We start from the raw sequence: 26594 nt of genomic DNA, 5'->3' as shown, positions 1-26594 counted from the left end.
TTAACTCTTTATATTTAATCTTGATTCAATAGCATCCATTAATAAACCTGTGATTGATAAATCTGGGTTAGCAGCTTCAATTTCTCGAACACAAGTCGGGCTAGTAACGTTAATTTCGGTTAGTTTGTCACCAATAATATCAAGTCCCACAAATAGTAGTCCTTTTTGTTTTAAAACTGGGCCGATACTGTTAGCGATTTGCCAATCACTATCACTTAATGGTCTGACTTCACCATGTCCACCAGCTGCTAAGTTTCCTCGTGTTTCCCCTTTCTGTGGGATTCTTGCTAAGCAGTAAGGCACGGGTACACCGTCGACAACTAAAACCCGTTTATCTCCATCTTTGATTGCAGGAATAAATGTTTGCACCATGCAATAACGGGTATTATGTTCAGTAAGCGTTTCAATAATCACCGAAACATTAGGATCATCTTGTTTTACTCGAAAAATTGACGAACCACCCATGCCATCTAGTGGTTTTAAAATGATGTCATGATATTGTTGATGAAAAGCTTTAATTTGTGATGTCTGGCGAGTAACTAAGGTTTCAGGTGTAAAATCAGCAAACCAAGCCGTAAATAATTTTTCGTTACAATCACGCAGACTTTGGGGTTTGTTTACTACCAATACTCCTTTCTCTTCTGCACGCTCTAATATATAGGTTGCATAGATAAATTCAGTATCAAAAGGCGGATCTTTGCGCATTAATATTACGTCAAGTTCACTTAATGCTATAGTCTGTTCGTCTCCAAAATCAAACCAATGCTCACTATTGTTATGAACTGTTACTGTACGTGTTGTTGCACTAGCTTCTCCATTGCGTAAAAACAGATCATTCATTTCCATATAATAAAGTTGATAGCCGCGTTTTTGTGCTTCAAGTAGCATCGCAAAACTAGTATCTTTTTTTAATTTGATATGGCTAATGGGGTCCATAACAATACCAAGTTTGATCATGGTAACTCCTTACTGATTATATTTGATTTTACTGAATTCGGTGTTGATGATTTGCATGCTGCTCTACCTATTTAATAATTTATATAAAATCAAGGTAGAAAGAGGTATTAGCAATAATAATCAAGTTTTCAACTATCATACCCGTTACCGATTAATAAGCAAAGCAATCATTTGTTAACTTATTTATTTCTTGCGACTAACCTAAATCACCTAAACGAACTTGAAGGGCTGTTATTGCAGTTAACGCCGCTGTTTCAGTACGTAATACTCTCGGTCCAAGCAAGATATCAGTAAATTGATATTGATGAGTCATGTTAATTTCTTCATTAGATAGACCACCTTCCGGCCCAATTAATAAACTAATATTTTTGTTATCATTCGCTAATTGATTAATTCCTTGTTCGGCTTTAGGGTGTAAGTTAAGTTTTAAACTATCGGTTAAATTTGCACACCAATTTTCTAATTTCATTACTGGATTGATGCTTGGGATGATATTTCGTCCACATTGTTCACAAGCCGAAATAACAATTTTTTGCCATTGCTGAACTTTCTTTTCGAGTCTTTCTTGATCGAGTTTGACGCCACAACGTTCTGAAAGTAGGGGAGTAATGGTATTAACACCTAATTCTACCGATTTTTGAATAGTAAACTCCATTTTATCACCCCGAGAAATTACTTGTCCTAAATGAATGTTCAATGGTGATTCTCGATTATCTAACACACTGTTTGCTGTTTTAACAATAACCGTTTTTTTATTAACTTCATGTATTACGGCAGGCGTAATTTGGTTGGAACCATCAAAAAGAGTAATTGATTCCCCCGTTTTCATTCTTAATACTCGAATAAGGTGATTAAAAGCATTATCATCTAAAGTGATCAAACTATTTTGATTGATTGTGTAAGGCTGAAAAATTCGCGTCATATAAACTATTATTTACTATTATTTAAAATAAATTATAGCGTAATTTATTAAGATTCGGTAATCTCTATTTTAAACAATATCTATATTTGGAATAGAATATGACATTAACAATTAAAGATAGAGTATTCATTGAATCACTAACGGCTTATACCACAATTGGTGTTTATGATTGGGAAAAAACGATTAAACAAAAGTTAGTTCTTGATCTTGAAATGGCATGGGATAATCAACCTGCTGGGCAAAGTGATGATGTGAAGTTTTGTTTAGACTATTTTGTTGTGTCGCAATCAATAACGTCATTTATTGAAAGAAATAAATTTGAGTTGATTGAAACTGTAGCTGAACGTGTCGCAATGTTAGTCATTGAGCAATTCTCGGTACAATGGTTGAAAATAAAAGTGTCAAAACCTGATGCCATTGCTAATGCTGGTAACGTTGCGGTATTAATAGAACGCAGCGCTAAATAACTACAACTAGATATCCCTTAATGAGTAAAGCGAACAAAATAATATGTGATCAGTCACATCATAAAAAGAAAGGTTTTGATAATACTGAACCTTTTTCAATTAAATTAACTGATGCTTTGCGTTGGCGACTGCAACGTAAAGTGTTACCGCCGAAAGGCGGATATCAAGCATTCATCCAAAATTGGGTTAGCTCAATTGATATTAGCTTAAGTGGTGATAGAGTTTGGTGGATCGGACATTCTACTACCTTGATAAAGCTTAATGAACAATGGATATTAACTGATCCAGTTTTTTCTAATCGAGTTTCGCCTGTTCAATTTATTGGGCCAAAACGACGAACAAAACCAGCAATTACCATTGAGAAATTACCTCCAATTAATGTAGTGGTAATCTCTCATAGTCATTATGATCATCTTGATTTTAATAGTATCCGCCAACTTATAATGCGGTATCCGCAACTTACTATTCTGGTTCCCTTAGGACTTAAAAGAAAACTATTAAAATGGGGAGCCAAGCAAGTTATTGAGTTAGATTGGTGGCAGTCAACTAATGTTAATGGAATTACCTTTAATGCTACACCGGCAAAGCATTGGAGTAATCGAGGTGCATTTGATGTGAATAAAGCATTATGGAGTGGATGGGTTATGCAGACAGATATTGATAAACCATTATCAACTAAAACGGTCTACTTTATGGGGGATACAGGTTATTGCGCAAGCTTAAAGAAAATAACCGATAAATTTAAGCAAATAGACCTTGCTTTGATACCAATTGGTGCTTATGCACCACGTTGGTTTATGCAATCGCAGCATATAGATCCACAACAAGCTGTACAACTTTATGATGAATTAAATTGCCAGTCAGCCATTGCGATCCACTGGGGGGCTTTTGAATTGGCTGATGAGCCATTAGATGAACCACCAACATTATTAAATTCATTAAAGAAAGATAGAGCATTTTATATATTAAAAATAGGTGATAGCTTAGCTATCAATCGTCGCAATAATGAACTAAAATAATTAGTAATAATAATTTAAACTACATTTTGATATTTGAGAGGGAAATATGATGAAATCTGTAATTATTGCATTAACTTGTTTAACGCTTAGTTTAGGTTTAACTGCTTGCGGTGGCAAAAATGATGAAGGTAAACAATATCATTGGTCAAAAGCTCATGGCGTTCTCGAAGATTGCCGCGGTGTAATGAATAAATCAGAACAATGTCAAAGAAATTCTAATAATCAACAATATTTATTCCAAATTGATAGGTATTAACTTATATGAGTGCTTGGCTTATTTATGCATTATTATCGGCGATTACTGCTGCTTGTGTGGCTATTCTTGGTAAAATTGGTTTACAGCACCTTGATGCTAATACTGCGACAGCAATTAGATCTATAGTAATGGCAGTATTCTTAGTTGGTGTTGTTGTTGTACAAGGAAAACTAAATTTAATAAATACTTTTTTTAATGATAAAAAAGCATTGCTTATTATTGCATTGAGTGGCGTTGCTGGGGCGTTATCGTGGTTATTTTACTTTATGGCAATAAAAGAAGGGAAAGTATCGCAAGTCGCCCCCATTGATAAACTTAGTGTCGTTTTTGCGGTTATTTTTGCAGCCATCATATTTGGCGAAAAAATTTCATTTCTTTCGGCTATAGGCGTTGCCATGATAGCTGCTGGGGCGATATTAGTTGCACTATTTTAATAGTGTATTAAACAGCTCAACAGTTACTATCTCACCTTTGGTTACATTGCCTCTATCTTTTTCAAGTAAGATAAAGCAATTAGCATGATTAAACGATTGCGTGAGATGGGAGCCTTGTTGACCAGTTGAGACAACCTCTAACTCGCCATTAGCTGAAATTTGCAATACACCTCGTTGAAAATCCAATCTACCGATACTTTTTTTCAGATTTGTTGCTGTTTTTGCTTTAAGTGATAACTCAACTTCTGTTAAATTTTGTCCAGCAAGCGCTAAAATTAATGGCTGAACCAATTGATAAAAAGTGACGAGAGTTGAAACAGGATTACCCGGCAATCCGCAAAATAACGCATTACCTATATTGCCAAAGGCAAACGGTTTTCCTGGTTTTATGGCAATTTTCCAGAAGTTAACTTTACCCAGTTCCTCTAGTGCCATTTTAGTATAATCAGCATCCCCGACTGAAACACCGCCACTACTAATCACTAAATCAGCTTGTTTAGATGCGGTTTCGAGTGTTTGCATAATTTTGCTCGGATCATCGACAATAATCCCTAAATCAATAATTTCACAATTTAATTTATTTAATAATAATTTGAGGGTAAATCGGTTACTATCATAAATTGCACTATTATTTGCTAATGGGGTACCAATCTCGGTTAATTCATTACCGGTGGAAAATATTGCAACTTTTAACCTTCGATATACTGTTAACTCAGCAATCCCAAGTGTTGCTAAACTGGATAAGGTCGGAATAGTTAATCGAGTACCTTTTTCGACAATAACCGCACCTTGTTTAGCATCTTCACCTATATAACGAATATTACTAGCTGGTTTTATCTCATGTAAAAATTTAATTCCTGATTCAGTTTGTTCTGTCTCTTCTTGCATTACAACTGCACTAGCTTCGTTAGGAACTGGTGCACCAGTCATAATTCGTAAGCAACTACCTTTAGGCCAATTTAGTGATGAGATATCGTCACCTGCATAAATGACTCCTGCTAACGGTAATAAGGTCGATTGATTGATATCAGATAATCTTACGGCATAACCATCCATAGCCGAATTATTAAAGCTAGGTACATTAATTGGCGAAATAACAGGTTCAGCAGTGATTCGATCTAAGGCATCAAATAATGCTACTTTTTCCATTGCCGGTTTATGATTATTTGTTGCTTCAAGTATATTTTTTTGGGCTTGTTCAAAGGTTAATAACATAAATGAAGCTCCTTGTAATCGATTTTCCGTGGTGTTAGACAAGTAGTTAATTGAGAGCAGATAATCTATTGAGTTATATAAATATATGATAATGATGCCGCAATATACGGCATCAACAAAGATTAAACATTAAATAAGAAATTCATAATATCACCATCTTGTACGATATAATCTTTCCCTTCAGAGCGCATTTTGCCTGCTTCTTTAGCGCCTTGTTCACCACCATATTTAATGAAGTCATCAAAAGCAATGGTTTGAGCTCGAATAAAGCCTTTTTCAAAATCGGTATGAATTTTACCTGCAGCTTGTGGCGCAGTATCTCCAACAGAAATTGTCCATGCCCGAACTTCTTTAACACCAGCAGTAAAGTAAGTTTGCAGATTAAGTAAACTATAACCTGCGCGAATTACTCTATTTAAGCCAGGTTCAGTTAAACCAAGGTCTTGCATAAATTCATCGCGATCAGCGTCATCAAGTTCAGCTAATTCAGCTTCAATAGCAGCACAGACAGGTACAACGACGGCTTTTTCTTGCTCAGCAATAGCTTTGACTTTTTCTAAATATGGGTTGTTTTCAAAACCATCTTCATTAACATTAGCAATATACATTGTTGGTTTTAGGGTTAAAAAGCTTAAATATTTAATTGCATCTAATTCTTCTTTACTAAAATCGAGTAATAATAGTTTTTTGCCTTGTTCAAGATGAGGTAAACATTTATCTAAGATTTCCAGTTCGTACTTGGCGTCTTTATCACCACCTTTAGCACGTTTTTGTAAACGGGTAATGGCTCTTTCGCAAGCCTCAAGATCAGCTAACGCAAGTTCAGTATTAATGATTTCAATATCTTCAGCCGGATCGATTTTACCTGCAACATGAACGATATTTTCATTTTCGAAACAACGAACAACGTGGCCAATCGCTTCTGTTTCACGAATATTGGCTAAAAATTGATTACCGAGGCCTTCACCTTTCGATGCACCTTTAACTAATCCTGCAATATCAACAAATTCCATTGTAGTAGGTAAGGTTCGCTGTGGTTTAACAATTTCCGCAAGTTGATCTAAACGCGGATCTGGCATTGGCACTACACCTGTATTCGGTTCAATCGTACAAAACGGAAAGTTAGCAGCTTCGATTCCTGCTTTGGTTAGTGCATTAAAAAGCGTTGATTTACCTACATTAGGTAGTCCGACAATTCCACATTTAAATCCCATACTGTTTATTACCTTGTATTATAAAAATCTTAAAAATAGGCAACAATTATATACTAAATTAGGCTAATTATGCTAATGTTGATACTGATATAAAATATTCAGCAAAACAAGTGTATTAAGTTTAGGAACTAAAAATTGTTGTTCCTATCATCATAATTAACTATTAATTACCTTTTTGATTAATTTTCCAGTGATAAACCGATCTGATATAATTGATTTTTCTTCAGCCCATACATCTCTGCGGTAATTGCCGCTGCTTTTTTCAATGGTAACTCTTTAACTAATAACTTTAAGGTAGTCATGACTTTGGCATCAATAGCATTATCAGTTTTGCTATGTCCTTCAACAATTAGAACAAATTCGCCTTTTTGGCGATTACTATCTTCTTGTAACCAGTCAATTAACTCATTTACTGGATAGTTGACAATCGTTTCCCATGTTTTAGTGAGTTCTTTTGCTAAAACAATATGTTTATCGCACCCCCAAATTGTTTGCATATCATTTAGGGTTCCTAACAGTCGATGAGTTGATTCATAAAAAATCATTGTTCGACTCTCTTCGCATAAAGTAGTTAGATAATCTTGACGAGCTTTGGTTTTTGCCGGTAAAAAACCTTCATAACTGAATTTGTCAGAAGGTAATCCAGCAACCGATAATGCGGCAATAGCCGCACAAGCGCCCGGAATTGGTACCACATTAATATTATTTTCTCGACAGGCTTTCACTAGGTGATAACCAGGATCATTAATTAGCGGTGTGCCTGCATCTGAAATTAATGCAATTGATAAACCTGATTTTAGTTTTTCGATCAAAACTTGTGCTTTTTCTTGTTCATTGTGATCGTGTAAAGCAAAAAGTTTAGCTTTAATACCTAGGTGTTGTAATAGTAGTCCACTATGTCTAGTGTCTTCAGCCGCAATAAGATCAACACTTTTAAGTGTATTAATGGCTCTTAGTGTAATATCATCTAAATTACCGATGGGTGTTGCAACAATATATAAAGTCATTCTATTTTGATCACTGTAAATTTTATGGTAAGGCATTAAATATACTATACCAAACCTTGTTTTATTGTATATACTCATTACCGTGAAATTAGTTTTAATAACTATTGGATAAAAATATGGCTTGAATGCTTTTTTGTACTGATGATATTTTTTCGTTCTATAGTTAGTAGTTTATTTAGAATGCGGAAATTATTTATATATTCTGTGAACAATTAGCCATCAAATGAGATGTATTAATAACTTTTAAATCAAGAATTGTACATTTTTGCCAGTGATTTTATTGATTTACTTTACAAGTAATTAATATAATAGCTTTTTGTTGTAAAAAAGTTAAAATGTGCATAACAAAATAATATAATATAAATTAATGAAAGGTGTTATTGTGAAAAAAATTCTCACATTAAGTTGTTTAAGTTTGATGATCGCCGCATGTACACAAACTAATCCAGCTCAAATTGAAGATATTTCTGACTCTTCCAGTTGTTCTACTTCGTCGGTATATTCAAAACCACCGGCGAATATTTCCACTGGGACTCGTTCTTCGTCACAAATTTATTCATCATCAACACCAACAACATCTCGCTCGCCAGTTACAGCCAATAACAATAGCACTAGAGATAGCCAAAGTGTGGTTACCTCCAATGAACGTATTGTTTATAATCGTGACTACAATGATATACCTAAAGGTGGTTATCAAGGTGATACTTATACAGTTAAACGAGGTGATACACTTTTTTATATCGCTTGGGTAACAGGTAATGATTATAGAGCATTGGCAGCCAAAAATAACATTAAAGAACCATTTGCTGTAAATGTGGGGCAAGTATTGGATGTTAGTGGTGGTACAACAGTGGTTGAAACTAAAAAAACCACCTCTACTATGCCTGTTGTCACAACAAATAATAACAATAACGGTTCAGTAACCAATACCACGACTAAAACTAAACCGGTTGTAACGACAGTTACAACAACTACAACTACAACTTCTGGTAAAAATAAACCAACCAATACGATTCAAACTACGGAAACGGTAACTGAACCAGTTGATACTGCAGTGCCAACTAAACTACCAACTACATCTAACGTAGCTAATATTATATGGCAATGGCCTGCACAAGGTAAAATTATTGAAAAATTTTCTAATGCTAGCAAAGGGATTGATATCTCAGGTAATTTAGGTGCTAAAGTCGTTGCTGCGGCTAATGGCCGAGTGGTTTATTCAGGTAATGCATTACCTGGTTATGGTAATTTAATTATTATAAAACATAACGATGACTATTTAACAGCGTATGCACATAACCAAACCATTTTAGTTAAAGAACAACAAAATGTTCGTGCTGGTGAACAAATTGCTACCATGGGGGCTACAGGAACTTCATCAGTAAGATTACATTTTGAAATTCGTTATAAAGCACAATCAGTCGATCCGTTAAAATACTTACCGACAAAATAATCGGTATTTTATATTAATATAGAGGCTTATGACCAATTAATCAGGTGTTTTATTGCAAACCAATTTGATTTAACAATTTTATTTTACGTAACTTAAGGAGTTATATTCATGGCAGTAAAAAAATTAGTTCTTATTCGTCACGGAGAAAGCGTTTGGAATCAAGAAAACCGTTTTTGTGGTTGGACTGATGTTGATTTATCTGACAAAGGTAACAAAGAAGCAGCAGAAGCGGGTCAATTATTAAAACAAGAAGGTTTCGAATTTGATTATGCATATACTTCTGTTTTAAAACGTGCAATTCACACATTATGGCACGTTTTAGATGCAGTTGATCAAGCATGGTTACCGGTTGAAAAAAGCTGGAAATTAAATGAACGTCATTATGGTGCACTACAAGGTCTAAATAAAGCTGAAACTGCTGCTAAATATGGTGATGAGCAAGTTAAATTATGGCGTCGTGGTTTTGCGATTACTCCTCCAGCACTTGAAAAATCTGATGAGCGTTTCCCTGGGCATGACTCACGTTATAGCAAATTACCAGAATCTGAATTACCTTTAACTGAAAGTTTAGCTTTAACGATTAAACGTGTTCTTCCTTATTGGGAATCAACTATTGCTCCACGTGTTGCTAAAGGTGAACGTGTAATTATTGCTGCTCACGGTAACTCACTTCGTGCACTAGTTAAGCATTTAGATAACATTAGTGATGATGATATTATCGATCTAAATATCCCAACTGGTGTGCCACTAGTTTATGAATTTGATGACAACATGAAAGTTGTTAAACACTACTACTTAGGTAATGCTGATGAAATCGCCGCTAAACAAGCTGCGGTAGCGAACCAAGGTAAAGCAAAATAGTATTAATTAATCTAAAGGGTAAGTTGAATAACTTACCTTTTATTTCCTAACACAGGGAATAAATATTTAACTTTTTGAGACGCTAATTTTGTCGAAAATTTATTATATTTATGGCGTAATGAACGCTGGAAAATCTACCGAATTACTGCAAATCGACCATAACTACTTAAGTAATAATATGCAAACATTATTGCTTAAATCTTCGGTTGATACTCGAGATTCTGCTGTTGAAATTGTATCTCGGCTAGGCTTACGTAAAAAAGCATTACAACTTGATGATAGTACAGTGGATGGCATAATTGAGCACATAAAACAAAATAATTACGCTTGTATTTTAATTGATGAAAGTCAGTTCTTATCATCTAGCACCATCTGGAAATTATCTGATGTTTGTGATGAATACAGTGTTCCTATGATGTTTTTTGGTTTAAAAACAGATTATATGGGGCATTTATTCGAAGGTTCGAAAACCCTATTAGAAATTGCTGATAATTATAGGGAACTTAAAACGGTTTGCTGGTGTGGTAAAAAAGCCACCATGATCCTTTTAGAGGGAGAAAATGGGCAAATAGTTAAATTTGGAAATTCGATACATCTTGGTGATAGCGAGTATCATTCAGTTTGTCGAAAACACTGGAAAGCTGGACAGGTAAGACCAAATCATTAAATTTACTTGTGCAGTTGGATAAATATTTTACCATCAGAAAATAATGCTCATATTTTGATGTGCAAAAATATTAAATTATTATAAGGAATTAATCGCATGAAAATTAAAAATACATCATTAGCTATTTTACTAGGTTTAGTTTCATATTCCGCCAGTGCAAAAGATTATGTAATTACTGATGGAGATAGAGTAATTCAAAAAGGTGATTGGCAAATATCAAACAAAAATATTAGTCCAGATGCACCTCCTTTTACCATTGGAAATGTAATCCTCAAAGGTGGTAAGCAAGAGGGATCTGAACTATTAACGATCAAAAGTGAAGGCTTAACAATTAATTTAAGCCCAACTCGTGGTTTGGGTATCGTAAACGTTGAAGGTAATGGGATTCGCTTAGGTTGGGACTCTCCGGTTAAAGAGATTGTTAATCCTAAATATATGAATTTAGAAAGCCGTGGTGGTGCAGGTTGGCTAGATGGCTTTAACGAAATGATGGTTCGTTGTGGTTTTGAATGGACAGGGCATGCAGTGCAAGCTGATGGTATGATGTATACACTTCATGGTCGTGCACAAAATACTCCTGTGTCAAAATTATTTGTTGAGGTTGAAGAGCAAGCTCCTTATACGATTACTATCAGAGGGTTAATTAAAGAAAATGCTTTCAAAAAGAGCAATTTTGAAACTTGGGTTACTATCAGACATGTTCCTGGCAGCAAAGAATTTACCGTACATGATATCCTGACTAATTTAAGTGATTATGATCGTGATTATCAAATTATTTATCACAGCAATTTCGGTACACCAATTTTAGAACAAGGGGCTAAATTTGTTGCACCAGTTAAAGAAATTTCACCTTTCAATGAATATGCAGCAACTGGTTTGAAAAATTGGCAAACTTATCAAGGGCCAACAAAAGGCTTTGATGAAATGGTTTATAACATTTTCCCTTATTCAGATGCAAATAATCAAACTCAAGTTATGTTGAAGAGTAATGCAAGTGATAAAGGGGTTGGGATTGCTTTTAATACTCAACAATTACCTGTACTGACATTATGGAAAAATACTGATACGCTTAAACAAGGCTATGTAACTGGTATTGAACCAGGAACAAGTTTTGCTTATCCAGTTACAATTGAGCGTGAGCAAAAACGTGTACCTCAATTGGGTGCAGGCAAAAGTACGGAATTTATTTTAACTTATAGCCTATTGTCAAATAAAGAAGAAGTAGCAAACTATGAGGCTAAAATAAAGGCTATTCAAGGAAACAAACAGACCAAAGTAGTTGAAGAACCTATGGCAAAAGAATAAGTCGTTCGCAAATACCGCTAACAATTTTGTTGGCGGTATCTTTTCCTGTTCAAAGAAAGTTTTAATCATCCTGTCGATTCAAAATATTATTATCTATAATATGTTATTCTAAGCTACACTAATCAACAAATTTTCGGATTCAATTAAATAACAGGAATAAATATGGCTGCGAAAAGGATAGTAATTGGAATAAGTGGTGCTTCAGGCTTTGCTTATGGTATCAAAGCTTTAGAACTATTAAAACCAATGGATATTCAGACACATTTAGTGATCTCAAAAGCGGCAAAAATTACCGGTCATTATGAGCATTCGAAATCACAATTAACGCAATTGCAAGGGTTAGCTGATGTTGTATATGCGATCGATAATATTGGTGCAGCGATAGCGAGTGGCTCATTTAAAACAATGGGAATGTTGATTGCACCATGTTCAATGCGAACACTTTCAGCTATAGCGAATAGTTTGTCAGATAATTTACTTACTCGAGCAGCAGATGTGGTATTGAAAGAGCGTCGTCGATTAGTGTTAATGACGCGAGAAGCGCCATTACATTTAGGTCATATTAAAAACATGGAGGCGGTGACTTTAATGGGGGGGATTATTTTTCCACCAGTTCCTGCCCTATATCAACACATTGAAAGTGTTGATGATATTATTACTCATAGTGTTGCTAGAGCGCTCGATCTGTTTGATATTGATGTACCTTGTTTACCTCGCTGGGGTGAGGATAGGAATCTTAATCAAAAGCCTGAATAAACAGTAATATCATGAAGACAAACGAGTTTAAAATAGCGCAATTTATCCAGCAACAACATGTACTAAATTTATGTGTGATATTAGCTAATAGCCAGCCATGGGCATGTAATGTCTTCTATGTATTTGACAAAGAGAATTGGTGTTTATATTTCTTATCGGAATTGAAAACTAAGCATGCACAAGCAATGCTACAGAATCCAAATGTTGCTGGTACTATAAGTATTAATCCAAAATCGATAACTAAAATTCAAGGTATTCAATTTAGCGCTATAGCTGAACAACTCATTGATAATGAAGCTAGCAATGCTTATAAGCTTTATTATTCCGCCTTTCCTTTTGCAAGAGTTATGAAAGCACCGATTTGGTCACTACGATTGCAAGAAATTAAGATGACCAATAATCTAATTGGTTTTGCGCACAAAAGCCATTGGCAACGAGACGAAGATCTGAAAAATCATTAATTTGATAAATGGTATGTTAGGTTTCAGCATAATCATTATCTAATCACAAACTAAAACCCACTAATAACTTAAATCAAAAATGAGTTATCACAACTTGGATGGGATATTTTCCTCATATTCAGCATCACCATCACAAATAGTATCCCAATTGGCTTTTGAACCCGTATAAATGTGTATACGCTTTTCAGCATTAATTGGCTCATTAATCAACCCAATACGTAATCGGTAAGTACTATTATCATTATCACGACTAGAAAATAGATGTGAACCACAATTACCACAAAAATGACGGTTGACACCTAAGTTAGAAAAAACTTTTATATTTTCTTCCCCTTTGATAAAAGTTAAATCTTCCTTGTTAATGAGTGTGGCAGAATTAAAGGCTGAACCGGTTTGTTTGCGACAACGTGAACAGTGACAAAAAACAATCGCTTTGATATCACTATTTAGTTGATAGACAATTTCACCACATAAGCAGTTACCTGTCATCATGATTAATTTCCTTGTATTATTTATAGTCGTATTATTACCGCATTTTACATGTAAATTTAAAATAAGCTATAGATAGCTAAATGATGAGCATAATTCAACAAAAGCACAAAAAATTTAAGGAACGGGGTTTTAAAAGCCTAAATCTAGCCACAATTTCACTGACATTGGTTATAAAACTAAAATCAGCTAGCTCTAAATATAAAAGTTTATTTCTGGCAAATCAAACTGGAATACTTCATTTCGCGACATGAGCAATGTGCTGATAACTGAGAGAGATTAGCATGGCAAACAGTGATGTTTGGCAAGGCTGGTGTTTGTCAGGAACAAATCACAGCTGGTGCGTTAAAGCGAACGCAGGCGGAAGACAGTCACGCAGTGACCATTTGCGTAGTCGCCGCGAGAGTTGGTAAAGAGGGTTCGCGTAAACCCTCTTTACTCGGACGTAATCGCCGTATAGAACTAATCACCAAACAACAAAACGTCCGAAACTAAAAAAACAAAAAAGTTGAGGAGAGGGTTTTTTAAAGCCTAAATCTAGCCACAATTTCACTGACATTGGTTATAAAACTAAAATCAGCTAGCTCTGAACATAAAAGTTTATTTTTATCAATCAGTTTGATGCTTCTCATTTAGCGACATTAGCAATGTGCTGACAACTGTGTAAGCTTAGCATGGCAAACAGGGATGTTTGGCAAGGCTGTGTTTTGTCAGGAACAAATACAGCCGGTGCGTTAAAAGCGAACGCAGGCGGAAGGCTGTCACATAGTGACCACTTGCGTGGTCGCCGCGAGAGTTGGTAAAGAGGGTTCGCGTAAACCCTCTTTACTCGGGCGTAATCACCGTATAAAACTAGCCACAAAACAGTAAAACGTCCGAAATTAAAAGAACAAAAAAGTTGAGGAAAGGGGTTTTTTAAAACCTAAATCTAGCCACAATTCACCGAAATTGGCTTTAAAACTAAAATCAGTTCGCTCTAAATATAAAAGTTTATTTCTAGACAATCAGATTGGAGTGCTTCATTTCGCGACATTAGCAATGTGCTGACAACTGAGAGAGATTAGTAGCATGGCAAACAGGGATGTTTGGCAAGGCTGTGTTTTGTCAGGAATAAATCACAGCCGGTGCGTTAAGAGCGAACGCAGGCGGAAGACAGTCACATCGTAACCATTTGCGAAGTCACCGCGGGAGTTGGTAAAGAGAGTTTGCTCAAATGCTCTTTACTCGGACGTAATCGCCGAATAGAAATAACTGCAAAACAACAAAACGTCCGAAACTAAAAAAGCAAAAAATATGAGGAACGGGGTTTTTAAGACAAAAAATGGCACTAATAATTAGTGCCAATAACCAAATATTACTAAAATTTGCCATTTTTATAGTTTAAAAATGGACTATATTTTAAGCATTAACATTTTTCAACAAAATAGCGCATTATGCGGTTATCAGTAGTTAGTTCTGGGTGGAATGAACATACCAAAATATTATCTTGTTCCGCCATTACACAATGATTATCAACAAAAGCGAGTTGTTTTACTTGTTTACCTGCTTTGGCAATATAGGGGGCACGAATAAATACCGCTGGAATTTGCTGACCGATAGGTGCAATATCTAACAGTGTTTCGAAGCTATTTATTTGTCGCCCAAAGCCATTTCTTTCAACAAGAATATCTATTAGTCCTAGTTGTTCAACCTCATTATGATTCGTTTCAGTGCCACAAAGTACTAATCCAGCACAGGTTCCAAAAATACCTTTACCTTGTTTAGCAAACGCTTGGATTGGTTCGAATAAATCATTTTGTCTAATTAAACGACTTATTGCTGTTGATTCTCCTCCCGGAATAATTAAGCCATCAAGTTGAAGCAATTGTTCGTTTTTTTTAACTGCAATAGGACTCACAAAATCAATGCTAGCAAGCATGTTTAAATGTTCGGTTACGGCACCTTGTAAATTAAGCACCCCAATGATTTTATTAGCTTTTACGTTGGCAATTGTTGTCATTACCAGCCTCGATCTTGCATTCTTTCTGATTCAGTTAATTTACTGATTTCGATCCCTTTCATTGCTTCACCCAATCCTTTGGATAATTCAGCTAATCTTGGATAATCATCAAAATAAGTTGTTGCTTGAACAATCGCTTTGGCAAATTTTTCTGGATTTTGTGATTTAAAAATACCTGAACCGACAAATACACCATCAGCACCAAGTTGCATCATTAATGCGGCATCAGCTGGCGTGGCTACACCACCGGCAGCAAAGTTAACGACAGGTAATTTACCAAGTTGTTTAATTTGTAATACTAATTCATATGGTGCGCCAATTTCTTTAGCAAATGTCATAAGTTCATCCTTAGATTTGCCAACGACTAAACGAATTTGTTCATTGACACGACGCATGTGTCTAACTGCTTCAACAATGTTGCCTGTTCCTGGCTCACCTTTGGTTCGTAACATAGATGCACCTTCACCAATTCGGCGTAATGCTTCTCCCAAATCTCGACAGCCACAGACAAAAGGCACAGTGAATTCATCTTTCAATAAGTGATATTGTTCATCAGCAGGAGTCAACACTTCGCTTTCATCAATATAATCCACACCCATTGATTCTAAAATACGTGCTTCAACAATATGGCCAATTCTTGCTTTAGCCATAACAGGAATTGTTACTGCTTTCATTACTTCTTCAACAATGGTCGGATCGGCCATTCTTGCGACGCCACCAGCAGCACGAATATCGGAAGGAACACGTTCTAAAGCCATAACAGCTACGGCACCAGCTTGTTCAGCGATTTTTGCTTGTTCGGCATTGACGACATCCATTATCACGCCGCCTTTTTGCATTTGTGCCATTCCACGTTTTACAGTTTGTGTACCGGTATGTTGTTTCATTGCTACTCCTGATTAATTAATGTTAGTTGTCTAATGTCAGGACTATTATTCAAAATTAAATCACTGCAATAAACAGCCAATTGGACTATAATTAACCCATCCAATTTTGCTTTTAAGGTAATAAGTTCTAGAAAACTTAAAAAATAAAAGATGTGGAATAAACAAAAATTGAGCCTTTTTAATGGCGCATTATTTAAAAAAGTCACGCAATTGATTGAGAACTATATCGAACAAGGAGTATTAATAGCCGGTGAACGATTACCATCTGAGCGTAATTTAGCCAAAGATCTACAAGTTAACCGTTCAACTATTGTGCATGCGCTAGATATTTTGACTGAACGAGGTATATTAGTGCGAAAGCAGGGCTGTGGGACTTTTGTTAATGAACAAAAGTGGGGGCTGCAAGCTTATTCGACTATTAATTGGCGATTGCCAGCCAATTTTTATCATCATCGTCAAAATGTATATCACCAAAAAGTGACACAGGTTCGGCATCAAATGGATCATATTTGTGATTTAGCTAATGGTGACTTGCCCACTAATATGATCCCAAAATTAATATTACCAAATATTACTTCCCATGAAATGGTTGCTTACGAAAAGAAAAGCGACATGTTGCAATTAGGGCTTCCTTCGCTTAAGCAGCAAATTGCGCATTATATGAAGAAACAATTTGCTATGGTGGTTGATACCGAACAAATTCTTATTACCTCAGGCACTCAACAATCTCTTTTTTTGATTACCCAAGGATTATTAAAACCTGGCGATGCGATAGGTATTGAATCACCATCATATTTTTATTCATTACCATTATTTCAAGCTGCAGGATTGCGTTTATACGGTATTGAATGTGATGAAGAGGGTATTACTTTAGAGAGTTTACAAAAAGTTACCTTAGAGCGACAAATAAAATGGTTATTTCTAAATCCTATCTTTCAAAATCCAATTGGTTGTGTGATGAGTAATCAGCGCAAGAAGCAGGTACTGGCATTTTGTCGAAAACAATGTATTGGTATTGTTGAAGATGATGCCTATAGTGGATTAGCTTTTGATGAAAAGACCAATATTTTACCGATTAAAAAATTTGATGTAAGTAATCAAGTGGTCTATTTAGGATCTTTATCCAAATATATCGGCCGTAATATACGTATTGGTTGGATGATAGCACCAATTGAAATTATCGAAAAATTAGCCAATATCCGGCATCATATTGACTCTGGCTTAAGTATTTTACCGCAACTATTAGCTGAGGAATATTTAAGTCACCATTATCAAACACATCAAAAATGGCTCCGCCAACAATTGCAGAATAAAGCTAATCAATTGATGGATTGGCTTGATGATTATTTTAATGGTGATGTTATTTACCGAGTCCCAACCGGAGGTTTTCATTTATATGCTCATTTACCAGTTAATAATGCTGCACAAGAACTGACAATATTAAATCAATTGTTGTCAAAACATATTATTGTTTCGCAAGGTACTGACTTTGGCGATAAGGTGGGTTCTATCCGATTAAGTTATGGACATTTTGAAAAAAATTTGCTTTGATCACACATACTAAAATCTGCGTTAAATTATTGATTATGGAAAGTTCTAAAACCGCATTATTATCTACCAATAAATTATTGCTTATTGCCGGCACTGGCTGGCTTTTTGATGCAATGGATGTTGGATTATTATCTTTTATATTAGCTGCTTTAAAGCAAGATTGGGGATTAACACCATCACAACTTGGTTGGATTGGCAGTGTTAATTCAATTGGTATGGCTGTTGGTGCCTTTCTATTTGGTATTTATGCTGATAAAAAAGGTCGCAAATCAGCTTTTCTATTCACTTTATTAATGTTTAGTATTGCCAGTGGCTTAAGTGCTTTTGCTTGGGGATTAGGTAGTTTATTAGTTTTACGATTCTTCATTGGTATGGGGCTAGGTGGTGAATTACCTGTTGCATCGACGCTAGTTAGTGAAAGTGTTGAGCCTGAAGTACGCGGGCGCATTGTGGTATTACTTGAAAGCTTTTGGGCTGTAGGTTGGATTTTAGCTGCGCTAATTGCTTATTTTCTAATTCCTCTGCCTGCAATTGGTTGGCGTGGCGCAATGATATTATGTGCAATACCAGCTTTTTACGCGCTTTACTTACGCTTTAATTTACCGGACTCACAATCGTATCAACATCAAAATTGCCATGCTCAAACAGAGCCAGTTATCAAAAAAATACAATCACTATTATCAAACTCATTCCGAAGTCAAACGATAATGTTATGGATAGTATGGTTTTGTGTAGTATTTTCATACTATGGCATGTTCTTATGGTTACCAAGCGTAATGATGCTTAAAGGCTTTGATATGGTAAAAAGCTTTGGTTATATTCTCATGATGACCTTAGCCCAATTACCCGGCTATTTCACAGTTGCGTGGTTGATTGAACGAGTAGGGCGTAAATGGGTATTAATAGCATATTTATTGGGCACTTTAATCAGTGCTTATTTATTTGGTATTGCTGACTCAATTAACCAATTGCTTATCAGTGGAGCATTATTATCATTTTTCAATTTAGGAGCATGGGGAGCAATGTATGCTTATACACCAGAACAATATAGCACCAATATTCGTGCTACCGGTGCTGGTATGGCTGCATCTATTGGTCGAATTGGTGGCATATTAGGTCCATTAACGGTTGGATTCTTAATGGCTAACCAAGTTGGTGTAAGCATGATATTTGCGCTATTTAGTTTATCAATTCTGGTTGCTATTTTAGCAATATTATTGCTTGGCAAAGAGACCAAACAAACTCGTCTTTTATAACTAATTAACCACCTTAGTTGTTTTAGTTGCGGACGTTTTATTATTTTATGACTAGTTCTGTATGGCGATTACGTCCGAGCAAAGAGGGTTTGCGCAAACCCTCTTTACCAACTACAGCCAATCTTGTCAATGTTGGCGATAATGAAGTTGTTGAAGTAAATCATAATGAAAATAGGAAACACATTGGATAATTCTACATCTAAAATTGAAATAAAAGCATACTCTTCACTCTATGCCATTGAAATATGCGATTTGTTTCATTCGACTATTCATACTATTGATACCGATATTTATAGCAAAGCAGAGCAAGAAGCATGGTGCCCAACACCACCAGATTATCAGATGTGGCTAAAACGTTTAGATAACACTCAGCCTTGGATAGCTATCTTTGGCTCACGCCTTGCGGGATTTATTGAACTTAAAGATGATGGTTACATAGACTGTTTTTACGTGCATCCTGACTTTCAAAAACGAGGCGTAGCTAGAAAACTCTATAACCATGTGCTTGATTTGGCCCACCAGAAAAATTTTTCACAATTAAGTGTAGATGCTTCAAAAGTGGCAATGCCAATTTTCCAAAAATGGGGTTTTATAATAAAGCGAGCTAACAAAATATACAGAAAAAATCAGGTCCTAATAAATTACCATATGTATAAAACACTTTGATTTTTATTGCGGCCTTTGTACGATAAATCTTCACTTAAACTAAATTCCTAACCGCGCTTTTTTGAGGCATTAGGGGTTATATTTAGACCTAAATACCTCTAGATAAGTGACTATTTATCGTCATTTCCCTGTTTTAGGCGCAAATTTCCTGCTGTACTGTTATTTATTCCTGACAAAACACAGCCTTGTTAAACATCCATTTTTGTCATGCTAACCTTACTCTGTTGTTAATACTGCTAATGTCGTAATCAGTTTTTGTACATTGCTTCTTAAGCTTAACGGTAATATAAAAGCAAAAAAATTCAGCAAAGCAATTTGGCAAACCAAAGTAAATTTTTTTATTTTTTATTTTCAAAATATTACTAATTTTGCCAGTTATTTTTTATCATTTTATTTACATAAAATTGTCTAAAAGCTAGGTAGGACAAGGTTTAATTCGCTGATTATCTATGATAGATTAATTTCTCCATTCACATTTAAGCAGGCAGGTTGATCTTGAATCTTTCCCCTAAAGCTTTCCATTATTTAGGCGTCGTTGCAACGATTGCATCATTAGGCATGTATGTGTCATATATCCCACAAATTATCGACAATCTTCATGGTTTTAAAACCAATCCAACTCAACCATTAGCAGCAGCAATTAACTGTTCATTATGGGTTTGTTATGGATTATTACAACCTAAAAAAGATTGGCCGATTGCTATAGCTAATTCCCCTGGTGTTTTGTTTGGTTTAATTGCGTTTTTTACGGCATTGTAAATATATTGTTATACTTCTTTGTATTATTTCAATACAGCATAATTTAAACCTTATGCTGTATTTTTTTATCAAAATTTTATCAAATTATTAGATGATTTCTGTTGACAAATATAGAGTATTTATTTTCAAAAATAGGTTTTTATATTGCAGATTAAATTTTAACCTTGAAATTAAATTCATAAATATCAATTTGTTATAGAGTTATCAACAGGTTTGTTAAATACTTATCAAATAATTAAGTGAATAATTCACAAGTTAGTTTTGAATAAATGAAAAAGTTTTAGTTTGTGTTATTTGATTCAATCATTGTCATCTATTTGCGATTCGATTATATTGGAGATCCGGCTGTTTATTAAACAGAGTTTATTTTTTAATACTCTTTTATATTAAGTGGTGATGTTATTAATTTAGATGTCGACTTAATCGTATGAGCGTTAAAGATATAAAATAAGGAAATCAAAATGACTAACATTAATCTTTCTGACGATTTGATAAAAGATTTTATCTATTCTATGTACCGTAAAGAAGTATTATTAAATTTAAAAGGGGTTGTTTTGACTGATGAAGATCGTAAACAACTTCATGAAAAAAGAGATTTTGTTAATCGATTGTCTGAAACTGAACTAGCCGATATTCGCTGTTGGGTTTTAGATAAATTGAAAGTACTTGAAAGCCAGCATAAGCAAGATTAATCGGTTAGAATCTTGCGCTAACTTCATTAATAAACTGATAAAATTTATTTATCATATTGCTTATAACGATATGGACAGTTTTATCAATCGTTTTACAATGCAACAAGACTTATTATTTATAATTTATAGGAAAGGGTATGAAAAAGTTAGTCGTCGTTTTATTGTTAGGTCTTCCAATGGTTGCCGCTGCCTCTAATTGTGAAGAAATTAGTGCCAGTATCGCTGAGAAAATCAAAAACAATGGTGTTGATGAAAACAGTTTTCAATTAAATTTAGTTCCATCAGAACAAGCTGAGCAAGGCGTTGTTGGTAAAATTGTCGGATCGTGTGACCGAGGTCAACAAAAGATAGTATATGTTCGTTCACAAGATAATTCGGTAACAACTGAAGCAAAACAACAAGAACCTTCAAATTCTAATCAGCAAGCCGAAAATGCTGAATTAGAGAAATCTTCTCAACAAGAAATAGTAGCGCCATCTTCAGAAGATAATCAGCAAATTGACTCGAAGACAGAATAATTACTGATTATTAGCTACAGTTATAGAAGATCTATCGGTTAATTAATGAAGAATATTTGAATAAATAGTAACGGTTAATAAACTATTATTTTTACAAAAATTGTTAGTTATTTTCTGAGCTATTATTCATCTATATTTATCCGGGGTGCCTTAGGCTGAGATTATACCCGTTGAACCTGATTCGGTTAGTACCGACGAAGGGAGTATAAAACACGCTTTTCTGCAAGTCTGTTGTACTCCTTAATTACTAATTTTTATAAAAAGGAGTCATCATTTTATTCACTTATTCAATCATGCCAAAGTGATTGGGATAACTATATTCAACATGAGTTTATTCAACAATTAGGTAAAGGTACATTAGATATTGCCTGCTTTCAACACTACTTAAAACAAGATTATCTTTTCCTTATCAATTTTTCCCGAGCATGGGGATTAGCAGTGTATAAAAGTCATGATCTGGTTGAAATCAAACAATCTTTAAATAACTTGAAAGCAATTGTTGAAGTTGAACTAGATTTACATATTATACTAGCGCTAGATGATTTTAGTTTTATAACCAGTTTCGGAGAAAATGTGGGGGTTTTTAGGCTTTAAAAACCCCGTTCCTCAATTTTTTGGGGTTCGGTGAGTTTCGGACGTTTTGTTGTTTGTTGGTTATTTCGATACAGTGATTACGTCCGACTAAAGAGGGTTCGCGCAAACCCTCTTTACCAACTTCCGCGGCGACCACGCAAGTGGTCACAATGTGACTACCTTCCTCCTTCATTCGCTCTTAACGCACTGGCTGTTATTTGTTTCTGACAAAAACAGCCTTGTCAAACATCCCTGTTTGCCATGCTACTAATCTCTCTCAGTTGCCAGCACATTGCTAATGTCGCTAAACAAGACTTGCCAAACTGATTCGCAAGAAATAACAATATATATAACAGTTGGGTTAACATGTATGCTAGTAAGGAATTCCAACAAACAATGCAAAATGAAATTGCGTTGATTGATCAGCGCTTAGTAAATTTGGATGCTAGTCATATTGAACATTTAACAAAATTATTCAGGCAAGCAACTAAACTTGAAACTGGTTTCTGGCAAATGGGATTAGATAAAAGTATTTAAATAATAAGCATACTTTACCACTCTGGGTAAAGTATGCTGAATTTGAACTATATTTAAACAATGTTTAAACTAAAGTAGTTTTGAATAATCTCGTTTGGTGGCATCGTCCCAAACGCTTGCTTGTACTTGGCCAATATGTTGTTGCTGTAAAAGTAACATGGTTAATCGTGATTGGCCAATTCCACCACCAATTGTTTGTAAAAAATCACCATTAGCTAATGCTTTATGCCACGCATATTGGAGGCGATCTTCATTATTCGTCAGTTTTAATTGTCGTTTTAAGGTTTCTGGATCGACACGGATTCCCATAGACGAGATTTCAAAACCACTATTTAAAACAGGATTCCAAACTAAAATGTCACCATTTAAGCCTTTTGAACCCATTTCATTATCACTACTCCAATCATCATAATCAGGAGCACGTACATCATGTTTTTCGTTATTTGATAATTCACCACCAATACCAATTAAAAATACGGCGCCTAACTCTTTGGTAATTGCATTTTCACGCTCTTTCGGTGATAAATTTGGATAACGTTTTAACAGTTGTTCACTATCCATAAAGGTAATTGTTTCGGGTAAAAAACGTGATAAATGATATTTTTCAGAGACTGCTTTTTCAGTCGCTTTAATCGAACTATAAATTTTTTCAACCGTTTGTTTTAAATAAGCTAAATTGCGATCTTCGGGACGAATCACTTTTTCCCAATCCCATTGATCAACATAAACAGAGTGAATAGGCGAAAGTTTATCTTCATCTGGGCGCAGAGCTTTCATATTTGTATAAATGCCTTCACCAACAGGAAAATTGTGCTGACTTAACGTTTTACGTTTCCATTTAGCTAGTGAATGAACAACTTCGAATTGTGCATTAGGAATACTTTTAATATTAACTTGAACGGCTTTTTCGGTACCTGACAAATTATCTTGAACGCCATCACCAATTTGACTCAATATTGGTGCTTGAACTTCAATTAATGATAGATTATTTGCTAATTGCTCGGCAAAAAATTGTTTAACAAAATTGATTCGTTGTTGCTGCTCTTTAAATGATATTGTCATGTTTAGTCTCGAAATATAAAAAAATTTGTGTTGTTAAATTAAACTAGAAAGCAGAAATATGCAAGTTTAGTTAACTGCTTAGATTAAAGATCAAAAACTATCTCAATTACTTATAAAACACATTTTTACTAATAACTATTTATGATGTTTTTACAATCTAATTATCTTTTTTAACTATTGCTGATAATTAGTGTCAGGATCATTTAGTTATAAAATCAGCTCACACTAAACATAAAAGTTTATTGTTTCCCAATCAGTTTGGTTTGTTTTATTTAGCGACCTTAGCAACGAGCTGACAACTGAGAGAGGTTAGCATGGCAAACAGGGAAGTTTGATAAGGCTGTGTTTTGTCAGGAACAAATCACAGCCGGTGCGTTAAGAGCGAACGAAGGCGAAAAGCAGTCACATCGTGACCACTTGCGTGGTCGCTGCGAGAGTTGGTAAAGAATAGTTGCGTAAACCCTCTTTACTCGGACGTAATTGCCATTTAGAAATAGCCACCAAACAACAAAACGTCCGAAACTCACCGAATAAAAAAATTTGAGGAGCGGGGGTTTTTAACCTCGATACTATTCCGCAAATTTATTTTTATGATCATATCGATTATAGTGAATATCATCGCTAATTAAATAGTTATAAATATCATCAACAATTTCTATACCATTTTTTTGATAATCGGCTTCACGTTTTTTGCTTCGTTCTCCCGGGAAGAAAACTTCACTATTACCTTTGGCTGGTTTAGTTTGTTTTAGTTGGTCTAGCATAGTAGACATACTTTGTTTAAATATATCAAGGCCAATAAAATATTCAGGATTGATAACAATATGCAGATGGCCAAGGTCACGGCCTTTGGATAAATCTGCATACATGGATGAAACATTTTTACCAAATGGTAAGCCAAGCAATATGCCAGAAAGTACGTCAACCATCATCATTAATCCATAACCTTTAGCACCGGCAATCGGTAATAGTGCATTTACTTTATATGGATCAGTAGTCGGCTCACCGAATTCATCAACCGCCCATGTAGGTGGAATTTGGGCACCTTTGGATCTAGCATATAATACTTTTCCCCAAGCTTGAACTGTGGTTGCCATATCGAATGAGACAATTCGCTCGTTATTGGTGGGAGCAGCAAATGCAATAGGATTGGTACCAAAAAATTCTTCAGCGCCACCATATGGAACTGCCATTGGATCAGATTGGCACATGGATATGGCGACTAAGTTTTGTTTGGCTGCCATCTCGGTAAAATAGCACAGTGAACCACTGTGTGACATTCGACGAATCCCTACTACTGCAACACCATTTTTCTTCGCTAATGCTATCGCTTTATCCATACCGACCTTTGCAGCAACTAATCCACAACCATTATCAAAATCTAAGATTGCTGACGATGGGCCAGTCTCTTTATAAGTGACATTAGGATAGGGAGTCATGCCACCTTTGGCAATCCGTTCCGCGTAATATTCAACTCGTACGGCACCGTGTGAGTGAATACCTCTGGCATCGGCAAATGCCAGTGTATCTGCGGCGATATCGGCATGCTCTTGAGTTAATCCAGCTTTATGTAACTTTTTGGCAATCAAGTTATGTAGTTTTTGTCTGTCTAATCTCATATTTAAACTCCTGTCCAATGTATCTATCCGTTACTGTTGAGTTTTATAGGTGCTATTGGCTGATAATGGTACCTTTGGTTTTTGCTAATAGCGATTCAACATCAGTTAAGTTACCGATATAAGCGGTGTTACCTGTTTGCTCAACAAATTCAATCACTGATTTTATTTTTGGTCCCATGGCGCCATCATCAATAGCCATTGGTTGTAAACGTTTGGTATCGACTTTCCCTAAAGCTTTTTGTTGTGGCGTACCCCAATTTTCATACACTGCATCTGTATCGGTTAATATCATTAGATGGTCAGCTTTTAATTCAATAGCGAGCTGTGCGGCACTATGATCTTTGTCAATGACAGCTTCAATACCTTTATAACCAGCATTATCTTTAACTACAGGTATACCACCACCGCCGTTACAGATAACGATAGTATTTTGGCTTAGCAATTCTTTTATCGTATCAAGCTCAATTATTTTTTTCGGTTTTGGCGATGCCACAACTCGACGAACATATTTACCATCTTGCTTGAATTGCCAACCATATTGATTTTGTAGATTCTGTTGTTCTTCTGGTTTATATACAGGACCAATATATTTGGTTGGATCTTTAAATGACGGATCGTTATTGTCGACCTCAACTTGGGTTAATACGCAGGCGACTTGGTCGACATTTTCATATTGTTGTAAGCTGCGTTGTATCATATAACCTAACATACCTTGGGTTTGTGCAACTAGGACATCGAGAGGATAGGCTGGCACGCTTGGATAACTGGCATTTTGTAAGGCAAGTAATCCAACTTGAGGCCCATTGCCATGGACAATTACCAGTCGATATTTATTGGCTAATTTTGCAATAAATTTGGTGGTGCTGTTGATATTTTGATATTGGTTATCAATAGAAAGTAATTCGTTTCGTTTTGAAATTGCATTACCACCTAGTGCAATAACTATCAGTTCCATATGGTATCCTTTGAGATATTTAGCTAATATAGTTTAT

Annotated in this window: 31 protein-coding genes and 1 riboswitch; of the genes, 20 read left to right on the top strand and 11 right to left on the bottom strand. The window is 35.3% G+C overall.

All coding sequences use genetic code 11. The features are described from left to right. Positions 1 to 957 (bottom strand): glutathione synthase, encoded by a 957-nt coding sequence (gshB, locus tag H3T54_RS06590; protein ID WP_198221591.1) that lies wholly within the window; start codon positions 955 to 957, stop codon positions 1 to 3. Positions 958 to 1153: 196 nt separating this feature from the next. Continuing rightward, a complete protein-coding gene (gene rsmE, locus H3T54_RS06585; RefSeq protein WP_198221589.1) occupies positions 1154 to 1879 on the bottom strand; it encodes a 16S rRNA (uracil(1498)-N(3))-methyltransferase in 726 nt (241 codons plus the stop codon). Positions 1880 to 1977: 98 nt separating this feature from the next. Here rsmE and folB point away from each other — a divergent pair, with 98 nt between their 5' ends. The 4 genes from folB to H3T54_RS06565 are packed head-to-tail and all read left to right on the top strand — an operon-like array spanning position 1978 to position 4055. Next, the gene (folB, locus tag H3T54_RS06580) at positions 1978 to 2346 is read left to right on the top strand and encodes a dihydroneopterin aldolase (protein WP_110448099.1); all 369 of its coding nucleotides are present in this window, start codon (positions 1978 to 1980) and stop codon (positions 2344 to 2346) included. Positions 2347 to 2366: 20 nt separating this feature from the next. Beyond that, positions 2367 to 3365, top strand: a complete 999-nt coding sequence (locus H3T54_RS06575) for an MBL fold metallo-hydrolase (RefSeq protein ID WP_110448098.1) — start codon at positions 2367 to 2369, stop codon at positions 3363 to 3365. Positions 3366 to 3414: 49 nt separating this feature from the next. Next, positions 3415 to 3621 (top strand): hypothetical protein, encoded by a 207-nt coding sequence (locus H3T54_RS06570; RefSeq protein ID WP_110448097.1) that lies wholly within the window; start codon positions 3415 to 3417, stop codon positions 3619 to 3621. A 5-nt stretch (positions 3622 to 3626) separates the two neighbouring features. Next, positions 3627 to 4055 carry an EamA family transporter gene (locus H3T54_RS06565; RefSeq protein WP_086359021.1) on the top strand — a complete coding sequence of 143 codons (429 nt, stop codon included), beginning with the start codon at positions 3627 to 3629 and terminating at the stop codon, positions 4053 to 4055. Here H3T54_RS06565 and moeA read toward each other — a convergent pair. The 3 genes from moeA to rsmI form a co-directional block, all read right to left on the bottom strand. Beyond that, positions 4047 to 5270 (bottom strand): molybdopterin molybdotransferase MoeA, encoded by a 1224-nt coding sequence (gene moeA, locus H3T54_RS06560; protein WP_198221587.1) that lies wholly within the window; start codon positions 5268 to 5270, stop codon positions 4047 to 4049. The genes H3T54_RS06565 and moeA overlap by 9 nt on opposite strands. 122 nt (positions 5271 to 5392) lie before the next feature. After that, positions 5393 to 6484, bottom strand: a complete 1092-nt coding sequence (ychF, locus tag H3T54_RS06555) for a redox-regulated ATPase YchF (protein ID WP_034902214.1) — start codon at positions 6482 to 6484, stop codon at positions 5393 to 5395. 179 nt (positions 6485 to 6663) lie between these two features. Continuing rightward, positions 6664 to 7527 carry a 16S rRNA (cytidine(1402)-2'-O)-methyltransferase gene (rsmI, locus tag H3T54_RS06550; protein WP_232351534.1) on the bottom strand — a complete coding sequence of 288 codons (864 nt, stop codon included), beginning with the start codon at positions 7525 to 7527 and terminating at the stop codon, positions 6664 to 6666. Positions 7528 to 7873: 346 nt separating this feature from the next. Between rsmI and nlpD the strand changes: the two genes are divergently transcribed. The 6 genes from nlpD to H3T54_RS06520 all read left to right on the top strand — a co-directional run bounded on the left by nlpD (position 7874) and on the right by H3T54_RS06520 (position 12994). Beyond that, positions 7874 to 8944 carry a murein hydrolase activator NlpD gene (gene nlpD / locus H3T54_RS06545; RefSeq protein WP_198221585.1) on the top strand — a complete coding sequence of 357 codons (1071 nt, stop codon included), beginning with the start codon at positions 7874 to 7876 and terminating at the stop codon, positions 8942 to 8944. Positions 8945 to 9052: 108 nt separating this feature from the next. After that, positions 9053 to 9805, top strand: a complete 753-nt coding sequence (gpmA, locus tag H3T54_RS06540) for a 2,3-diphosphoglycerate-dependent phosphoglycerate mutase (RefSeq protein ID WP_034902210.1) — start codon at positions 9053 to 9055, stop codon at positions 9803 to 9805. 88 nt (positions 9806 to 9893) lie between these two features. Continuing rightward, a complete protein-coding gene (locus H3T54_RS06535) occupies positions 9894 to 10472 on the top strand; it encodes a thymidine kinase (RefSeq protein WP_198199639.1) in 579 nt (192 codons plus the stop codon). A 96-nt stretch (positions 10473 to 10568) separates the two neighbouring features. Next, complete coding sequence (locus H3T54_RS06530; RefSeq protein ID WP_198221583.1) at positions 10569 to 11777, top strand: aldose 1-epimerase family protein; 1209 nt, start codon at positions 10569 to 10571, stop codon at positions 11775 to 11777. A gap of 162 nt (positions 11778 to 11939) precedes the next feature. After that, a complete protein-coding gene (locus H3T54_RS06525) occupies positions 11940 to 12533 on the top strand; it encodes a UbiX family flavin prenyltransferase (RefSeq protein WP_198199643.1) in 594 nt (197 codons plus the stop codon). 11 nt (positions 12534 to 12544) lie between these two features. Next, positions 12545 to 12994 carry a pyridoxamine 5'-phosphate oxidase family protein gene (locus H3T54_RS06520; protein WP_198221582.1) on the top strand — a complete coding sequence of 150 codons (450 nt, stop codon included), beginning with the start codon at positions 12545 to 12547 and terminating at the stop codon, positions 12992 to 12994. Between the two features lie 87 nt (positions 12995 to 13081). Here the strand turns inward: H3T54_RS06520 and H3T54_RS06515 are convergent, their stop codons facing one another. Further along, positions 13082 to 13486: a GFA family protein gene (locus H3T54_RS06515; RefSeq protein ID WP_198221580.1), complete on the bottom strand. Its 405-nt coding sequence runs from the start codon at positions 13484 to 13486 to the stop codon at positions 13082 to 13084. 671 nt (positions 13487 to 14157) lie between these two features. Here H3T54_RS06515 and H3T54_RS11970 point away from each other — a divergent pair. Next, positions 14158 to 14286 carry a hypothetical protein gene (locus tag H3T54_RS11970; protein WP_255520626.1) on the top strand — a complete coding sequence of 43 codons (129 nt, stop codon included), beginning with the start codon at positions 14158 to 14160 and terminating at the stop codon, positions 14284 to 14286. A gap of 602 nt (positions 14287 to 14888) precedes the next feature. Here the strand turns inward: H3T54_RS11970 and pdxT are convergent. Together pdxT and pdxS are read right to left on the bottom strand one after the other, a co-directional pair. Continuing rightward, positions 14889 to 15482, bottom strand: a complete 594-nt coding sequence (gene pdxT, locus H3T54_RS06510) for a pyridoxal 5'-phosphate synthase glutaminase subunit PdxT (protein ID WP_198221578.1) — start codon at positions 15480 to 15482, stop codon at positions 14889 to 14891. Beyond that, entirely contained in the window at positions 15482 to 16369 is an 888-nt protein-coding gene (gene pdxS / locus H3T54_RS06505) for a pyridoxal 5'-phosphate synthase lyase subunit PdxS (protein ID WP_086363324.1), read from the bottom strand. The genes pdxT and pdxS overlap by 1 nt, the downstream gene beginning before the upstream one ends. Positions 16370 to 16519: 150 nt before the next feature. Between pdxS and H3T54_RS06500 the strand changes: the two genes are divergently transcribed. From H3T54_RS06500 to H3T54_RS06460, 9 genes are all read left to right on the top strand, one after another. Further along, positions 16520 to 17920: a PLP-dependent aminotransferase family protein gene (locus H3T54_RS06500; protein ID WP_198221576.1), complete on the top strand. Its 1401-nt coding sequence runs from the start codon at positions 16520 to 16522 to the stop codon at positions 17918 to 17920. A gap of 35 nt (positions 17921 to 17955) precedes the next feature. Next, positions 17956 to 19176, top strand: a complete 1221-nt coding sequence (locus H3T54_RS06495) for an MFS transporter (protein ID WP_198221574.1) — start codon at positions 17956 to 17958, stop codon at positions 19174 to 19176. Between the two features lie 47 nt (positions 19177 to 19223). Beyond that, positions 19224 to 19367 (top strand): hypothetical protein, encoded by a 144-nt coding sequence (locus tag H3T54_RS06490; RefSeq protein ID WP_198221572.1) that lies wholly within the window; start codon positions 19224 to 19226, stop codon positions 19365 to 19367. Then, positions 19360 to 19842 (top strand): GNAT family N-acetyltransferase, encoded by a 483-nt coding sequence (locus H3T54_RS06485; RefSeq protein WP_198221570.1) that lies wholly within the window; start codon positions 19360 to 19362, stop codon positions 19840 to 19842. The genes H3T54_RS06490 and H3T54_RS06485 overlap by 8 nt, the downstream gene beginning before the upstream one ends. A gap of 495 nt (positions 19843 to 20337) precedes the next feature. Further along, positions 20338 to 20601, top strand: a complete 264-nt coding sequence (locus H3T54_RS06480) for a SemiSWEET family transporter (protein ID WP_034903376.1) — start codon at positions 20338 to 20340, stop codon at positions 20599 to 20601. 461 nt (positions 20602 to 21062) lie between these two features. Then, positions 21063 to 21293: a hypothetical protein gene (locus H3T54_RS06475; protein WP_110448084.1), complete on the top strand. Its 231-nt coding sequence runs from the start codon at positions 21063 to 21065 to the stop codon at positions 21291 to 21293. A 137-nt stretch (positions 21294 to 21430) separates the two neighbouring features. Further along, positions 21431 to 21811, top strand: coding sequence for a DUF1161 domain-containing protein (locus H3T54_RS06470; RefSeq protein ID WP_198221568.1), 381 nt, complete (start codon positions 21431 to 21433; stop codon positions 21809 to 21811). 131 nt (positions 21812 to 21942) lie between these two features. Further along, positions 21943 to 22032, top strand: a riboswitch (TPP riboswitch). Positions 22033 to 22042: 10 nt separating this feature from the next. Further along, entirely contained in the window at positions 22043 to 22405 is a 363-nt protein-coding gene (locus H3T54_RS06465; RefSeq protein ID WP_198221566.1) for a hypothetical protein, read from the top strand. A gap of 324 nt (positions 22406 to 22729) precedes the next feature. After that, a complete protein-coding gene (locus H3T54_RS06460; protein ID WP_370527364.1) occupies positions 22730 to 22921 on the top strand; it encodes a hypothetical protein in 192 nt (63 codons plus the stop codon). Positions 22922 to 22990: 69 nt separating this feature from the next. On the opposite strand, the gene asnA is transcribed toward H3T54_RS06460, so the two are convergent. From asnA to H3T54_RS06445, 3 genes are all read right to left on the bottom strand, one after another. Next, a complete protein-coding gene (asnA, locus tag H3T54_RS06455; RefSeq protein WP_198221562.1) occupies positions 22991 to 23983 on the bottom strand; it encodes an aspartate--ammonia ligase in 993 nt (330 codons plus the stop codon). 569 nt (positions 23984 to 24552) lie between these two features. Continuing rightward, positions 24553 to 25602 (bottom strand): ureidoglycolate dehydrogenase, encoded by a 1050-nt coding sequence (gene allD, locus H3T54_RS06450; protein ID WP_198221560.1) that lies wholly within the window; start codon positions 25600 to 25602, stop codon positions 24553 to 24555. A gap of 52 nt (positions 25603 to 25654) precedes the next feature. Then, positions 25655 to 26557, bottom strand: a complete 903-nt coding sequence (locus H3T54_RS06445; protein ID WP_198221558.1) for a carbamate kinase — start codon at positions 26555 to 26557, stop codon at positions 25655 to 25657. Between the last annotated feature and the right edge of the window lie 37 nt (positions 26558 to 26594).

Origin of the sequence: Gilliamella sp. B14384G10 (genome assembly GCF_016101685.1) — a bacterium.
GTDB classification, from domain to species: Bacteria; Pseudomonadota; Gammaproteobacteria; order Enterobacterales; family Orbaceae; genus Gilliamella; species Gilliamella apis_A.
The sequence above is the reverse complement of the archived record's forward strand: the minus strand, read 5'-3'. Positions and strand labels throughout refer to the sequence as shown.

Coding starts and splice junctions, on each gene's coding strand:
- gshB (WP_198221591.1), bottom strand. CDS start 957: ATGATCAAACTTGGTATTGTTATGGACCCCATTAGCCATATCAAATTA.
- rsmE (WP_198221589.1), bottom strand. CDS start 1,879: ATGACGCGAATTTTTCAGCCTTACACAATCAATCAAAATAGTTTGATC.
- folB (WP_110448099.1), top strand. CDS start 1,978: ATGACATTAACAATTAAAGATAGAGTATTCATTGAATCACTAACGGCT.
- H3T54_RS06575 (WP_110448098.1), top strand. CDS start 2,367: ATGAGTAAAGCGAACAAAATAATATGTGATCAGTCACATCATAAAAAG.
- H3T54_RS06570 (WP_110448097.1), top strand. CDS start 3,415: ATGAAATCTGTAATTATTGCATTAACTTGTTTAACGCTTAGTTTAGGT.
- H3T54_RS06565 (WP_086359021.1), top strand. CDS start 3,627: ATGAGTGCTTGGCTTATTTATGCATTATTATCGGCGATTACTGCTGCT.
- moeA (WP_198221587.1), bottom strand. CDS start 5,270: ATGTTATTAACCTTTGAACAAGCCCAAAAAAATATACTTGAAGCAACA.
- ychF (WP_034902214.1), bottom strand. CDS start 6,484: ATGGGATTTAAATGTGGAATTGTCGGACTACCTAATGTAGGTAAATCA.
- rsmI (WP_232351534.1), bottom strand. CDS start 7,527: ATGCCTTACCATAAAATTTACAGTGATCAAAATAGAATGACTTTATAT.
- gpmA (WP_034902210.1), top strand. CDS start 9,053: ATGGCAGTAAAAAAATTAGTTCTTATTCGTCACGGAGAAAGCGTTTGG.
- H3T54_RS06530 (WP_198221583.1), top strand. CDS start 10,569: ATGAAAATTAAAAATACATCATTAGCTATTTTACTAGGTTTAGTTTCA.
- H3T54_RS06525 (WP_198199643.1), top strand. CDS start 11,940: ATGGCTGCGAAAAGGATAGTAATTGGAATAAGTGGTGCTTCAGGCTTT.
- H3T54_RS06520 (WP_198221582.1), top strand. CDS start 12,545: ATGAAGACAAACGAGTTTAAAATAGCGCAATTTATCCAGCAACAACAT.
- H3T54_RS06515 (WP_198221580.1), bottom strand. CDS start 13,486: ATGATGACAGGTAACTGCTTATGTGGTGAAATTGTCTATCAACTAAAT.
- H3T54_RS11970 (WP_255520626.1), top strand. CDS start 14,158: ATGGCAAACAGGGATGTTTGGCAAGGCTGTGTTTTGTCAGGAACAAAT.
- pdxT (WP_198221578.1), bottom strand. CDS start 15,482: ATGACAACAATTGCCAACGTAAAAGCTAATAAAATCATTGGGGTGCTT.
- pdxS (WP_086363324.1), bottom strand. CDS start 16,369: ATGAAACAACATACCGGTACACAAACTGTAAAACGTGGAATGGCACAA.
- H3T54_RS06500 (WP_198221576.1), top strand. CDS start 16,520: ATGTGGAATAAACAAAAATTGAGCCTTTTTAATGGCGCATTATTTAAA.
- H3T54_RS06495 (WP_198221574.1), top strand. CDS start 17,956: ATGGAAAGTTCTAAAACCGCATTATTATCTACCAATAAATTATTGCTT.
- H3T54_RS06490 (WP_198221572.1), top strand. CDS start 19,224: ATGACTAGTTCTGTATGGCGATTACGTCCGAGCAAAGAGGGTTTGCGC.
- H3T54_RS06475 (WP_110448084.1), top strand. CDS start 21,063: ATGACTAACATTAATCTTTCTGACGATTTGATAAAAGATTTTATCTAT.
- H3T54_RS06470 (WP_198221568.1), top strand. CDS start 21,431: ATGAAAAAGTTAGTCGTCGTTTTATTGTTAGGTCTTCCAATGGTTGCC.
- asnA (WP_198221562.1), bottom strand. CDS start 23,983: ATGACAATATCATTTAAAGAGCAGCAACAACGAATCAATTTTGTTAAA.
- allD (WP_198221560.1), bottom strand. CDS start 25,602: ATGAGATTAGACAGACAAAAACTACATAACTTGATTGCCAAAAAGTTA.
- H3T54_RS06445 (WP_198221558.1), bottom strand. CDS start 26,557: ATGGAACTGATAGTTATTGCACTAGGTGGTAATGCAATTTCAAAACGA.